Origin of the sequence: Plantibacter sp. Mn2098 (genome assembly GCF_049319745.1) — a bacterium.
In the GTDB taxonomy this organism is placed as follows: Bacteria; Actinomycetota; Actinomycetes; order Actinomycetales; family Microbacteriaceae; genus Plantibacter.
Window position 1 is genome coordinate 265,999 of the sequence record NZ_JBMOUH010000003.1, and the last position, 14,298, is coordinate 280,296.

Below are 14,298 nucleotides of genomic sequence, written 5' to 3' on the forward strand. Positions count from 1 at the left end.
CGTACGGCAAGACTACGGGAGATTGCCCGGTCGCCGAGGCCGATCCACGGTAGCTGTGAGCGAACAGCGGCGGGCCGACGCGGCGTCCTCCCGGTGTCGGACGCCTCGGGTATGGTGCGAACCATGACGATCCCCGACGCAGAACTCGCCGTCGGCACGACCGGCCTCCTGGAGCAGACGGCGGGCCTCGATGTGGCACAGCGCGCCGTGCTCGACCTCCCGGACGGCGTCTCTGCCGCGGTCCTCGGCGCTCCGGGGTCAGGCAAGACGCACACGCTCGTCGAAGCCGTCGCTGAACGCGTCCATAACAGAGGGTACGGAACGGACGAGGTCCTCGTCATCGCCGCCTCCCGAACGGCGGCCCAGGTCCTCCGGGACCGCTTGGAGCGCCGCGTCGCGCAGGTGACGCCCGGGGCGCTTGCACGCACCGCCGTCTCGGTGGCCATGCAGGTGATCGCCGCTTCCGGGGGGTTCTCCGCCGGCAGCCGGCCGCGGCTGCTCACGGGCGGCGAGCAGGACCAGACCATCGCGGATCGACTCCTGGGAGACGAGGAATCCAGTGTGGACGACTGGCCGGCCGAGCTCGGTCCGGAGGTCAGGCGCCTGCGCGGATTCCGCACGGAGCTGCGCAACCTCATGGAGCGGTGCGTCGAGCACGGGGTCGCTCCGGACGAGCTGCATCGCCTCGGGGTGTTGCACGGGCGTCAGGAGTGGATCGCCGCCTCCGCCTTCATCCGCGGTTATGTCGGCGACGACTGGCGCGGGCACCTCACACCGGCGTCGGCGCTCGCCGCCGCCGTGCGGCTGCTCGACGAGCCGGCGCGTCCGGACGATGCGTTCGCCTCGCTCAAGGTCGTCTTCGTCGACGATGCGCAGGAGTGCACCTTCGGCGTGCTCACGCTGTTGCGGGCGCTCGCGGCGCGGGGCATCGCCATCGTCGCCTTCGGAGACCCGGACATCACGACCGGCGCGTTCCACGGGGCGCGCGCCGACGCGCTCGGTCGCTTCCGCGAGTACCTGGGAACGCCGGTCGAGACCCTGGCGCTCGACACCGTGCACCGCGGCGATGAACGCCTGCGCGGCGTCGTCGAGGCGGTCACCCGTCGCATCGGCACCGCCGGAGCCGGCTTCCATCGGCGCACCGCCCCGGTCGATCCGCGTGAGGGCACCACGGCCCAGACGGTGCTCGTCGGCTCGTCCGCCGAACAGATCGCCGTGGTCGCCCGCTTCCTGCGAGAGCGTCACGTCCTGGGCGGCGTCGCCTGGACCGACATGGCGGTCGCGGTGCGCAACGGCGGCCTGGTCCCTGCGCTCGAACGGGGCCTCGCGGCCCTCGAAGTGCCCACGAGCGCGTCCACACGGGGCGAACCGCTGCGCGACCAACGGATCGTCCGTTCCATCCTGATGTCGATCGGCGTGGCCCTCGGCCGGATCGACGTCGACTCCGAGACGGTCGTCGATCTGCTGCAGGGCAGCCTCGGGGGCATGGACGCGATCGGCGTCCGACGGCTCCGAGCCGCACTGCGGCACGAGGAACTCGCCCACGGCGCGGATCGAAGCGCGGACGACCTCCTGGTCGAGGCGTTCACCGTACCGGGCACGCTCGCCGTGCTCGACACCCCGGCAGCTGCCAAGGCCCACGCGCTCGCCGCGAGCATCGCCGCCGCCGCTGCGGAGGCCGCAGCCGGCGCTTCGGTGGAGGAGCTCGTGTGGGGCCTGTGGTCCCGGAGCGGCCTGGAGCGGCTGTGGGTTGCCCAGTCCAGGGGCGTCGGCCAGATCGCGGAGGAGGCGAACCGCAACCTCGACGCCATCACCCAACTCGCCGACAGCGCCCGCACCTTCGTCGAGACCGAGCCGGACACCCCGTCCTCAGTTTTCCTCGATCGACTGCTGGAGCAGGAGGTGACCGACGACTCGCTCGCCCCGAAGGGTCTCCGCCAGGCCGTCACCATCGGCACTCCGGCGAGCATGATCGGCATCGAGGTCGACACGCTCGTGATCGCCGGGCTGCAGGACGGCGTGTGGCCGAACCTGCGGGTTCGCGACACGCTGCTCGGGTCCGCCGAACTCGTCGACGTGCTGGAGGGGACGCCGACGGCCACGAACGACGCCAGACGAGCCGTCCTGCACGACGAACTCCGGCTCTTCGCCCAATCGGTCTCGCGGCCGGCCGCCGCGCTGCTCATCGTCGCCGTGGATGACGAGGAACAGCAGCCCAGCACCTTCTTCAGCCTCCTCCCCGAGCCGGACCAGGATCGTGCCGGGCTGCCGCCGCTGTCGCTGCGCGGTCTGGTCGGCACGCTCCGGCGCACCCTCACCGACCGCCGGAGGAACATCACCCAGCCCGACCGCGATGCAGCTGCCGCCGCCCTCGCGATCCTCGCCGCAGAGGGCGTGCCGGGTGCAGCCCCGTCCGAGTGGTACGGCATCGCCGCTCCGAGCACAGAGGCGCCGCTGCGAGATGTGGACGTCGAGGACCTGCCCATCTCGCCGTCGCGGATGGAGGCTTTCGAGGAATGCCCGCTCAAGTGGGTCATCGACCAACTGGGCGGCGGGTCCGGCAACGCAGCCTCCGGCCTCGGCACGATCATCCACAAGGCCCTCGAAGACGCGGAATCCTCCGACGAGGCCGCGCTCTGGGCAGCCGTCGACGCTCGCTGGGGCGAACTCCGCTTCGAGGCGCGCTGGGACGGCATCGCCACCAGGGCGCGCGCCAAGGAGATGGTGGCGAGCCTCTCGGACTACCTCCGCGCCGCTGAACGCGACGGCGTCACGGCCATCGGACGGGAGAGCCGCTTCACGTTGCAGATCCCGCTCGATCCGTCGGCGGAAGCCGTCGCTGCGCCGGATTCAGAGGAGCCCGGCTCGGAGCACACCGGTGGACGTGCTGTGCTGAACGGCTCGGTGGACCGCGTCGAACACAGACGCGGCGCGGCGGGAAGCCCGGACCGGGTGGTGATCGCGGATCTCAAGACCGGAACGAGCGCACCGACCTCTGATCGCGACGTCGCCGACCTCGCCCAACTCGGCGCCTACCAGTTGGCGCTCGCAGAGGGACTCATCCCCGGAACGGAAGGACTGGTGCCCGCCGGTGCGAAGCTCATCGTCGTCGCGAAGCGCAGCAAGACGAAGCCGTTCCACGAACCACAGCAGCCTCCGCTCGACGAGGAGGGTTTGGAGGCGTTCCGTGAACGCGTCCGTCGCGACGCCATCGGGATGGCCAGCGCCGTCTTCGAGGCGCACATCGGCACACATTGCTACGGCGCGTACTCCTTCGGCGAATGCTCCATCCACGTGGTCGGGGCGGTGAGTTCATGAGCGCGTATTCTGCGATCGAGCTCGCAACTTCGCTGGATTTGCCGCGGCCAACGGATCAGCAGATCGCCGTCATCGAGGCGCCGCTCTCACCCGTCCTTGTGGTGGCGGGCGCCGGCAGCGGCAAGACCGAGACCATGGCCTCCAGGGTCGTCTGGCTCCTCGCCAACCGGGAGGTGACGGTCGGTGAGATCCTCGGGCTGACCTTTACGAGGAAGGCCGCCGGAGAGCTCGGGCAGCGCATCGGGAAGCGGGTGGAGAAGCTTCGATCCGTCGGCATCCTCGAGGCAACAGAGGACGAGCTCTTCGACCGGCCGAACGTGTCCACCTACAACTCCTTCGCCAACGCGCTCTTCCGCGACAACGCGCTCCTCGTCGGGCGCGAGCCGGAATCCGTCCTGCTGTCGGAGGCGTCCGCCTGGCGACTCGCGAGGAGGATCGTGGTGAAGTACGGCGACGACCGGATCGCCGCACTCGGCAAACGGGTCGACACGGTGACCGAGATCGTCCTGGAGCTGAGTCACGAGCTGGCCGAGATCGAGGGGACCACGCAGCAGGTCTCCGACTTCGCGGAACGATTCATCCGGCTCGCGAACCTCCCGACCGGGAGCGCCAGGAAGGCGTCGAACTACGCGAGCGTCGACAGCGCCGTGAACGTCATCGGCGCACTGCCGGTGCTCATCGAGCTGGCGGAGCGTTACGCGGACGAGAAGCGACGGCAGGGGCTCGTCGAGTTCTCCGACCAGGTCGCGCTCGCGCTCGACGCGTGCGAACGCTCGGACCGGGTCGTCGCTGCACAGCGCTCCAGGTACCGGGCAGTGCTCCTCGACGAGTATCAGGACACCTCGGTCGTGCAGACGCGGCTGCTCTCCACCCTGTTCGCCGACCATGCCGTGATGGCCGTCGGCGACCCGCACCAGTCGATCTACGGTTGGCGCGGCGCCAGCGCGGCGAACCTGGCGAGGTTCTCGGACGACTTCGGCCGCACGGCGCCGGCAACGGGGTACAACCTCTCCACCAGTTGGCGCAACGACCAGGCCATCCTCGATGCCGCCAACGTCCTCGTCCGACCGTTGCAGTCGGCGAGTCGGACGGACGAGGAGGCTCCGCGGGAGCCGGACGCCACTGCCGCAGCGGCGGCTCCGACGTCCGCCGTCGCCGTGCTCGACCTCGAAGCCCGCCCTGGCGCAGGCGCCGGCCGCGTCGAGTCCGCGTTCGTGGAGACGATCGGAGCTGAAGCGGCGCTCGTCGCGGAGTGGTTCGCCGACCGATTGCTCCACACCAGGGGCGGCGATCCGTCGAGCACGGCCGCCATCCTGTTCCGAGCCCGTCGTCCCATGCAGGCGTTCGCTGCTGCGCTCGAGGAGCGGGGCGTCCCGCACCACATCCTCGGTCTCGGCGGCCTCCTCTCCACACCGGAAGTGGTCGACGTCGTCGCGGCGCTCCGGGTGGTCCACGACCCGAGCGCCGGGTCGTCGCTCATCCGGCTGCTCGCAGGGCCGAGGTGGCGCATCGGCGTCCGTGACCTGGGGCAGCTTATGGAGGTTGCCAGGTATCTGCAGGCCGTCGACTGGAAGACCGGCCGATACGATGCAGCACTGGCCGGCAGGCTCCGGGAATCCGTCGCGGACGACGACGGCCGCTCCGTCATCGACGGGCTCGATTTCCTGGCGGGCGCCCGGTTGCCTGACTCGCTCACGGAACGGTTCTCCGAGGAGGGCTTCTCCCGGCTCAAAGAAGCGGGGGCCGTGCTCGCGAGCCTCCGACGCCGCGCAGGCAGCGGCCTGCCAGACCTCGTGCGCATGATCGAACGTGAACTCCGCCTCGACATCGAGGTCATGGCGAACGAATCCGGTGGCAGCACCGCACGCGCGGAAGCGAATCTGCACGCATTCCACGACCAGCTGACCGCATTCCTCGCGAGCGACGAGGACGCGACGCTCGGCAGCTTCCTGTCCTGGATCGACCGTGCGCTGCAACGCGACAACATGGCTCCCGCCACCGAGGCACCGGACCACGGCGCCGTCCAGCTGCTCACGGTCCACGGATCGAAGGGACTCGAGTGGGACCACGTCGCCGTCCCACGACTCGTCGCCGGCGAGCTCCCGGCCGCCCCGCGCGACGGCCTCGGCTGGGTCTCGCTCGGCAAGCTCCCGTACGACTTCCGCGGAGACGCCTCCGAACTCCCGCGTCTGGCCTGGCAGGGCGTCGAGAGCCAACAGGAGTTCGACCACCTGCTGCCGGACTTCAAGCAGGCGCTCCGCGACCGGTCGCTCGATGAGGAACGTCGGCTCGCGTATGTCGCGGTGACGCGGGCGAGGTTCGAACTGCTCCTGACCGGCTCGTTCTGGTCCACCGGCAAGACACCGCGGAAGCCGAGTCCATATCTGCAGGAGCTCGCGGAGGTCGGTCTGATCGGCGAGTTGCCGGAGTACCCGGAACACGAGGAGAACCCCATCGACGATGCCACGAGCGTCCTGCAGTGGCCGATGGATCCGCTCGGCTCCCGGCGGGTGGCCGTCGAACGCGCGGCGGCGGCGGTCGAACACGCGCGCACCGCACTGCGGCAGGGAACGGTGGTCACGGAACTCGGAGCGCTCGACCGTGACCTCGCCCTCCTCCTGGAGGAGCAACGCCGCATCCAGCAGCCGGCACCGCCGGTCGAACTGCCGACGCGTGTGCAGGCATCGCGATTCAAGGAGTTCGTGACGGACCCGGAGGCCGTGCTCGAACGGCTGCGCCGACCGGTGCCGCAACGCCCGTTCCGTCAGACGAGGCTCGGCACCATGTTCCACTCCTGGGTGGAGGAGTACTACGGCATGCACGGTCTGCAGGACCTCGTGGAACCGTTGCCCTGGGAGGCGTTCTCGGATGAAGACGACGACAGCGATGTCGGCGGAGGCGGCGGCGGTGCAGGAGTCGGCGTCCCGCTGACGGCGGACCAGGCGGAAGGCACCCCGTTCGAGGACATCGCCGCGGCGTTCCTCGCCTCGGAGTGGGCCGGCATCAGGCCGGTCGAGGTCGAGACAGAGATCCATGTGCCGCTCGGGGACACCGGGCGGGTCGTCATCTGCAAGCTCGACGCCGTCTTCGAACGCGACGGACGATACGAGATCGTCGACTGGAAGACGGGCGCCGTCCCGGACTCGGAGGAGTCACGCCGCAACGCCTTCTACCAGCTCGCGCTGTACCGCCTGGCATACGCCCACCATCGGGGCATCGACCCTGACCTCATCGACGCGGTGCTCTACTACGTGACGCACGACGTCCAGCTGCGGCCGGAGCGCCTCTACTCGGAGGAGGAACTCTTGTCCGACTGGGCCGGATCGATGGGTCGTGTGGCAGAGTCGGTGCCCCAGAGATCGAACTGACCCGTCTCCTGCTGGTCCTGATCGGCGCCGTCCCGCTCCGATGGGTCGTCCGCATCGTCGTCTGATGAGCGGTCGTCCCCCTCGGAGTCGTCGTCATCGTCGGCGAACGCGCGGCGGTGGGCGGTGTCGTCCTTGCCGAGCGCTCGCTCCAGTTCGGACCGGTCGTAAGTGTCGGTCTGCATCGCGATGCCGGGGCTCGCGGAGGCGATGGGGGTCTGGTCGAGCAGCGATTCGACCTCGCCGACGCCGAGCACCGGGCCGGTCTGGCCGGACAGCGAGTCGGTGACGTGGCCGAGGACGTTGTCGACGAGGCCGTCGAGCATCGAGACGGCGTCGTCGATGATTCCCTGGTCGTGCAGGTCGTGCCCGTGCAGCAGCCAACGTGCGATCTCCAGCTCCCCGTAGAGCCTCGCACGGACGCTCACGAGCCCGTCCGGGTTGCGGCTGCACGCCGATGCGTAGGTGGAGATGGTCTGCTCGCCCGACTCGCCGAGGCTCGCGATCCAATGGAGGTCGAGCGCGGGGTCGCCGACGCGGAGCGATCCCCACTCGATCACGCCGCTGACGACCGTGCGCCCGTCGCGTGTGGTCACGAGGATGCGGTCTGCCGCGAGGGATCCGTGGATGACCGTCGGCTGGAAGTGCCAGAGTGCAGGGTCGTCGACGGCGCGCTGCCAACGTTCGCGGACGGCCGTGGGCAGCAGGCGCGTCTGCGTCGCGCGTGTGACGATGCGGCGGGCGTCTGAGCGGAGGTCCTCGGCCGTGAGGACGGGGAGTCCTGCCTCGGCGACGAACGCGGTCGGCAAGGAGTGGATGGCCGCGATGGCGCGCCCGACGGAGTCGTCGAGGACCTCGTCGTGGCCGAGGGTCGCTGCGTCGAGCGGGAACCCGTCGACGAATTCGAACACGACGGCCCTGGTGCCGTCGAGGGGCGTCTGGCCGACGTACGCCGGAGCGTCGAACGGCAGCCGGCTCCTGATCCCATTCGTCAGCGACCGCAACGCGATGATGTCGGCGGACTGCTCGGTCTCCGCCTGCTGTGACGCGGGGACGCGGATGAGGTACTCGCGTCCGTCGCCCGCGCGCAGGCGTGCGGAATCGAAATTCCCCTCGCCGCCCGTGGTGTGCGATGCGGAGTGGGAGAGCTCGAGTCCGGCCACGGCCGAGGTCGCCAACGCGGCTAGAGTGAGATGGGATCTGGCCATAACACCCAGGGTACGGGCCGGTCCCGCGAGTCTCGGCTCGCCACGCCCTCGGAGAGGTTGTCCATGACGATTCAGGTTCGCGCACTCGCCGGCCTTCCCCTGGCGAGGGGTGGACTCGATCGCGACGGCGATGCCCGTGCACGCCCGGAGCTCCTCGCCGAGCTGCGTGCGGATCCGAGCGTCCGCGCGCTCGTGCTGAGTGATCGCAAGGCGCTTGTGGTCGACGGGGCCCTCGACCTCGTGCCGACCCGCGGTCTGCCGGAGCCGGAGCTCCTCGTGTATCTGGGGCGCACGGTCACCGACGAGCCGGGACAACCAGCAGGCACCGGCATCCTGCTGTGGCAGATCGCACCGGAGGACGCCGCAGCGGTGTTCGGCGAGCCGAGCGACGAACGGTGGGCAGATCTTCGCCGCAGCGGCCACCTCCTGCCGGATCGCGACGTCGGCGTCTTCGCCACGGCGCTCGCCATCGCGAACTGGCACCGTGCAGAGCGCTTCTGCCCCAAGTGCGGCGCCCGGACGAGCATCCGGAACGCCGGCTGGGCCAGGCACTGTCCGGTGGACAACAGCGACCTGTTCCCGCGGATGGACCCGGCGGTCATCGTCGCGGTCGTCGACCGTCGTGGGCGACTCCTGCTCGGTTCGAACGCGATGTGGGAGCACAACCGGTTCTCCCTCCTCGCCGGGTACGTGGATGCGGGGGAGTCGCTCGAACAGGCGGTCGTGCGCGAGGTCTTCGAGGAGTCCGGCATGCGGGTCACGTCACCGGTGTACCTCGGTTCGCAGCCGTGGCCGTTCCCGCGCTCGCTCATGCTGGGCTTCGTCGCGCAGCTGAGCGAGGAGCAGGACCCGGAAGCGCTCGTCCCGGACGGCGAGGAGATCCTCGACCTGCGCTGGTTCACCAAGGACGAGCTCGACGACCCGAGCAGCGGTGTCATCCTGCCCGGCCCATCGTCCATCGCACGGGCGGTCATCGACGACTGGCGCTCCGGAACCTGGGACCGATGACCACTCCGGCTGAACTCCTGGCCGGACTCGATCCGGATCAGGCCGTTGCGGCCGAGGCCCTGCGCGGCCCGGTGTGCATGCTGGCCGGCGCGGGAACCGGCAAGACCCGCGCCATTACGCACCGCATCGCGTACGGAGTCGCAACCGGCACGTACACGGCGTCGCGGGTCATGGCGTTGACGTTCACGAACCGCTCGGCGGCGGAACTCCGCGGTCGGCTGCGTGCGCTCGGGGCGGAGGGCGTCTCCGCGAGGACGTTCCACGCGTCGGCGCTGTCCCAACTCAACTACTTCTGGCCGCAGGTGGTCGGCGGGCAGGTCCCCGGACTCATCGAGAGCAAGGGGCGTGTGCTCGGTCATGCCGCGGAACGGCTCAAGCTGCGGGTCGACACGGCTACCCTGCGGGACGTCGCGGCGGAGATCGAGTGGCGGAAGGTCTCCGGTCTGACCCTCGACCAGTACGCGGCCGCCGGGCGTCCGGCGGTGCAACAACTGGAGATCGGCCAGCTCATCGAGCTCCAGGAGGCCTACGAGCAGCTGAAGGACGAGCGGAGGCGCATCGACTTCGAAGACGTCCTGCTCGCGTGCGCCGGCATGATCGAGGCCGAGCCGTCGGTCGCGATGCAGGTGCACGAGCAGTACCGGTTCTTCGTCGTCGACGAGTTCCAGGACGTCTCGCCGCTGCAGCACCGCCTCCTCGAACTCTGGTTGGGCGGCCGACGCGACGTGTGCGTCGTCGGTGACGCCAGCCAGACCATCTACTCCTTCGCCGGTGCCCGTGCCGACTACCTGCTGGACTTCCCGAACCGATACAGCGACGCCACCGTCGTGCGCCTCGAACGCAACTACCGCTCGACGGCCCCCGTCGTCGGAGCGGCGAACGCCCTGATGCGCGGGCGCCCTGGCGCATTGCAGCTCACGCCCGTTCGATCAGAGGAAAGCACGGCTGCGGCGGTCGACGAACGCACGGTCGAGCTCCGCTCGTACCCGAACGAGCTCTCCGAGGCCCGCGGGGTCGCATCGCTCATCCTCGATCAGCTCGCCGCCGGCGTCGCCCACTCCGAGATCGCGGTCCTGTACCGCATCAACGTGCAGGCCGCAGCGCTCGAGACGGCGTTCACCGAGGCCGGCATCCCGTACGTGATGCACGGCTCGAAGCGGTTCTTCGAGCTGCCCGAGGTGCGTCAGGCGCTCATGCAGCTCCGGGCGGCCTCCGTCTCGATCAGCGGTGAACCGCTCTTCAAGTCGGTCAGCGACGTGCTGCGCTCCCTCGGGTGGAGCCAGGATCCGCCAGAGTCCGGCGGCGCGGTCCGTGATCGCTGGGAGTCGCTCAACGCGATCATGGGTCTCGTCGATCAGGCGGCGCCGGACACCACGTTCCGCGCGTTCACGGACGAACTGCTCATCCGCCAGGCCGCGCAGCACGAGCCGACCGTCGCCGCCGTGACCCTCGCAACCTTGCACTCCGCCAAGGGCCTCGAATGGGACGCAGTGCACCTCATCGGACTGTCAGAGGGGTATCTGCCGATCACCTACGCGAAGACCTTCGACCAGGCGGACGAGGAGCGCCGGCTCCTCTACGTCGGGATCACGAGGGCCAGGGAGCGCCTCAGCCTGTCCTGGTCAGAGGCGCAGTCTCGGGGCGGGCGTCGGGACCCGTCGCGGTTCCTGGCAGAGATCGGCATGCGCACCGGGGGTGTGGCCGGACGACGAGGCGCGTGACCTCGCCGCTCGTGGCATCGATCAGGATCTGACGCTCGTGTTCGGCTCCTGTTGTGATCGCAGCCGGGGCCAGTACGAGCCGCGCGGTCCTCGTCGCGCACTCCGCGCTCAGCAGCGGACGCTCGATCGGCGACTCGCGGGTCAGGAGCTGCGAGGCGATGGCCGGCCACGCGGGATCGGCGTCGGTTCTCGCCTGATCGAGGCAATAGAGGCATGGTCCGATGCCTGGGACGACGAGCGGGCCGATGCGCGCGAAGCGGTCGCCGAAGACCACCGGGAGATGACGGACGTCGTCGCGCAGCCATCTGGCGTACCGCTGCGGGTGGATGACGTAGTGCGCGCAGACGACCGCGAGATCCACGACCGCGCTGCCGACGGGCACGATGTCGGCGTGCGGCGCGAGCAGGGTGCGGAGACGGCCGGCGGTCGGCCCGTCGCCGTCGACGGCCACCCGCAACGGTCGGTCGAGCCGTCCTGCTCGCTCTGCCTGTTCGGGGTGCCCGTGCTGCCCGTGCCGTTCTGGCGGCGTCGGTCGCTCCCCGGCCGACGGCCGACGTTCGATGACGGGTCCCAGCGCATCGACGAGAGACCGCACCGTCTGCTCCGGCGCCCCGACAACCGTCGCGAGGCGATCCGCATATCGGCTGTCGACGCCGCGTTGCAGTGCGGCGACGATGCGTTCGGTGTCCGTGTCGACGTCGTCGAGGACCACGATCGCCTCGTCGACGCCGAACTGCAGGCTTCGCGGCGTACGCCACACGACGGGGGTGTTGGGGGAGATCTGCAGCAACATCACCCGATCATGGCCTGATCGCCCCCTGCCCCGTGGAAGTTGTCCACAGGCGGGAGCGATCGAGACTCAGACGGGTTGGTTGGATCAGACGGGAGGGCCGTCGGTGCCGTTCTCGTCCGGGCGGCGCTCGCCGGCCTGGTCGGTTCCGGTTTCGTCTCCGCCGCCCGTGGCAGCATCGTCGGCTCCGGAGCTCGCGCCGCGCAAGAGGTCCTCGAGGGCGAGGTCCATCTCGTCCTGCACGGGCTGCTCACCGCGTGACACGGCTTCCATCCGCGCAACGAGCGCCTGCGGGTCGTCGACGTCCTCGCCCGTCGGGACGAGATCGGGGTGGGACCAGAGGGTGTCACGCTGCTCCGGGCCGACCGCATCGCTGACCTGCTGCCACATGGCGGCTGCCTCACGGAGACGGCGCGGCCGGAGTTCGAGGCCGACGAGGGCTCCGAGGGCCTGCTCGGCCGGGCCGCCTGCGGCGCGCCGGCGGCGGACGGTCTCGGCGATGGCGGCGGACTTCGGCAACCGGACTGTCGCAGCGGCGGTCACGACGTCGACCCAGCCCTCGATGAGTGCGAGGGTCGTTTCGAGGCGGGCGAGGCTTGCCTCCTGCGACTCCGTGCGGGGCGGGATGAGTGAACCGCTCACCATCGCGTCGCGCAGCTCTTCCGGGTTCGACGGGTCGAAGCTCTCCGCGAGCTCTTCCAGCCGGTCGGTGTCGATGCGGATGCCGCGCGCGAACTCCGTGATGGAGGAGATGAGGTGCAGACGCAACCACTTCGCGTGGCGGAACAGACGCGCGTGCGCCAATTCGCGCACGGCGAGGTAGATCTGGATCTGGTCGTCCGAGATGTCGAGGCCGTCGCCGAACTCTGCGACGTTCTGCGGCACGAGGGCCGCTTCGTTCTCGTCGAGGAGCGGGATGCCGACGTCGCCGCCGGAGACGACCTCACGGGCGAGCTGTCCGACGACCTGGCCGAGCTGGAGCGCGAAGAGCGTTCCGCCGACCCCGCGCACAAGCGCGCCGGCGTTGGCGATCATGCCGCGCAGTTCTTCCGGAGCGCGTTCGCTCAGGACGTCGGTGAGGGCGTTCGCGATGCTCGTCGCGACCGGCTCGGCGAGCTGCGTCCAGACCGGCATGGTCTTCGTCGCCCAGCGGGAGCGGGTGAACAGCTGCGGTTCGCTCGACAGCTCCGCGACGTAAGTCACGTCTGCAAGCCACAGCGATGCGATGTGGAACGCCTGCTCGAGCTGCTCGCGGCGGGCGGGGGAGGTGTCCTCCGCTCCGTCCGCTGAGATCGTTTTCGCCTGCTGGAGGGCGAGGTCCCAGTTGATGCCGCCGTCGCCGGACTGGATGGCGCCCTGGAGCTGCGCCATCAGCGCTGCGAGGCTCGCCGGGTCGCTGGGCAGACCGGCTGCGCCGGCCAATTGGCTCGCGTCGAAGGAGCCGTTCCCGGACATCAGTTCACGCAGCATGTCGCGGAACTCGTCCTCCGGACTCTTGTCGGGTTCGTCTGGCACGTCAGCCGCCTCTCAGATAGCTCCTAGCTGCTCTGTCTACGCTAGTCGCACCTCGCTGGACATTGGCCGGGGTATGGTTGGTCGGGTTTCAGCCCACCGCGAACAGTCCCGAAAGGAACGCATGTCGCTCTTTGCCGACGATGCCCAGAACCCTCAGTTGTCGGCAACATCGCCCACCTCCCGACCCCGTCGTCGACGGGGTCGATTCGGTTGGATCGCACTCGTCCTCTCGCTCGTCGTCCTCGGCGTCCTCGCCGTCGTGCCTGCGCCGTATGTCATCGAACAGCCGGGGCCGGTCTTCAACGTGCTCGGCACGGTCGACAACAAGGACGACAAGAAGGTCCCGCTCATCGAGGTGCACGACGCGGAGACGTACAAGACGAGTGGTGCGCTCGACATGCTGACGGTGCAGATCGTCGGCAGCCCGCAGCGCAGCCCCGGCTGGTTGGACGTGGTGTCGGCGTGGTTCGACTCCAGCCGGGCCGTCGTCCCCATGGACGTCTACTTCCCGCCTGGCGTCACGAGCGAGCAGCGCGACCAGCAGAACGCGGCGCTGATGGTCGACTCGCAGCAGGACTCCGTCGCCGCAGCGCTCCGCCAGCTCGGATACACGGTGCCGGAGCACGTCGCCGTCGCCCAGGTCGCGAAGGGGTCGCCAGCCGAAGGCACGCTCAAGGAGAAGGACGAGATCGTCTCAGTCAACGGGACGACCGTCACCGGCCTCGACGACCTGCGCAACGCCATCAAGGCCAACGGCACCGACAAGGCGGCCTCGATCGACATCGTGCGTGACAAGACGGCCCAGACCGTCGAGGTCACCCCGACGACGGCGACGGCGTCCGACGGGACCACGAGCGCCATCCTCGGCATCGGGACCGCCATCAACTACGACTTCCCGATCGACATCTCCATCCAGCTCGACAACGTCGGGGGCCCGAGCGCCGGCATGATGTTCGCACTCGGCATGATCGACAAGCTCACGCCAGGGGAGCTGACCGGCGGCGAGCACATCGCGGGCACCGGCACGATCGACGCGAAGGGGACCGTCGGCGCGATCGGCGGCATCCGCCAGAAGCTGTACGGCGCGAAGGCTGCCGGAGCCGACTGGTTCCTCGCCCCGGCCTCGAACTGCAACGAGGTCGTCGGGCATATCCCGTCCGGCCTCAAGGTGTTCGCGGTCGGGACGCTCACCGACTCCCTCACCGCGTTGAAGGCGATCGCGGACCACGCTGACACGAGCAAACTGCCCACCTGTGAGGCCAACTGACCGCTCGATCGCCGCGAACCGGCGGCAAGGGTAGCAGCGACGCCTTGGACGGGGAAGGGGGCGCACAAGCTGTTCGGCGCTCTCTCAGCCCACTCGACCTAGGATG

At 69.7% G+C, this 14,298-nt stretch carries 8 protein-coding genes; 5 read left to right on the forward strand and 3 right to left on the reverse strand.

Going from position 1 to position 14,298, the window contains the following annotated elements:
• Positions 1-123 precede the first annotated feature (123 nt).
• The gene (locus tag ACL9RL_RS06750) at positions 124-3,318 is read left to right on the forward strand and encodes a PD-(D/E)XK nuclease family protein (protein ID WP_422779445.1); all 3,195 of its coding nucleotides are present in this window, start codon (positions 124-126) and stop codon (positions 3,316-3,318) included.
• Positions 3,315-6,686 carry a UvrD-helicase domain-containing protein gene (locus ACL9RL_RS06755; protein ID WP_422779446.1) on the forward strand — a complete coding sequence of 1,124 codons (3,372 nt, stop codon included), beginning with the start codon at positions 3,315-3,317 and terminating at the stop codon, positions 6,684-6,686. The genes ACL9RL_RS06750 and ACL9RL_RS06755 overlap by 4 nt, the downstream gene beginning before the upstream one ends.
• Here the strand turns inward: ACL9RL_RS06755 and ACL9RL_RS06760 are convergent.
• Positions 6,605-7,891 (reverse strand): phosphotransferase, encoded by a 1,287-nt coding sequence (locus tag ACL9RL_RS06760; protein ID WP_422779447.1) that lies wholly within the window; start codon positions 7,889-7,891, stop codon positions 6,605-6,607. The genes ACL9RL_RS06755 and ACL9RL_RS06760 overlap by 82 nt on opposite strands.
• A 63-nt stretch (positions 7,892-7,954) precedes the next feature.
• Here ACL9RL_RS06760 and nudC point away from each other — a divergent pair, with 63 nt between their 5' ends.
• Both nudC and ACL9RL_RS06770 read left to right on the forward strand, forming a co-directional pair.
• Positions 7,955-8,899, forward strand: coding sequence for an NAD(+) diphosphatase (nudC, locus tag ACL9RL_RS06765; protein WP_422779448.1), 945 nt, complete (start codon positions 7,955-7,957; stop codon positions 8,897-8,899).
• On the forward strand, positions 8,896-10,620 hold the full coding sequence (locus tag ACL9RL_RS06770; RefSeq protein WP_422779449.1) for an ATP-dependent helicase: 1,725 nt from the start codon (positions 8,896-8,898) through the stop codon (positions 10,618-10,620). The genes nudC and ACL9RL_RS06770 overlap by 4 nt, the downstream gene beginning before the upstream one ends.
• On the opposite strand, the gene ACL9RL_RS06775 is transcribed toward ACL9RL_RS06770, so the two are convergent.
• Together ACL9RL_RS06775 and ACL9RL_RS06780 are read right to left on the reverse strand one after the other, a co-directional pair.
• Positions 10,508-11,413 (reverse strand): TOMM precursor leader peptide-binding protein, encoded by a 906-nt coding sequence (locus ACL9RL_RS06775; RefSeq protein WP_422779450.1) that lies wholly within the window; start codon positions 11,411-11,413, stop codon positions 10,508-10,510. The genes ACL9RL_RS06770 and ACL9RL_RS06775 overlap by 113 nt on opposite strands.
• Before the next feature lie 84 nt (positions 11,414-11,497).
• Entirely contained in the window at positions 11,498-12,925 is a 1,428-nt protein-coding gene (locus tag ACL9RL_RS06780) for a zinc-dependent metalloprotease (RefSeq protein ID WP_422779451.1), read from the reverse strand.
• A gap of 121 nt (positions 12,926-13,046) precedes the next feature.
• On the opposite strand from ACL9RL_RS06780, the gene ACL9RL_RS06785 reads away from it, so the two are divergent.
• Positions 13,047-14,192, forward strand: a complete 1,146-nt coding sequence (locus ACL9RL_RS06785; protein WP_422779452.1) for a YlbL family protein — start codon at positions 13,047-13,049, stop codon at positions 14,190-14,192.
• The last annotated feature ends 106 nt before the right edge of the window (positions 14,193-14,298 follow it).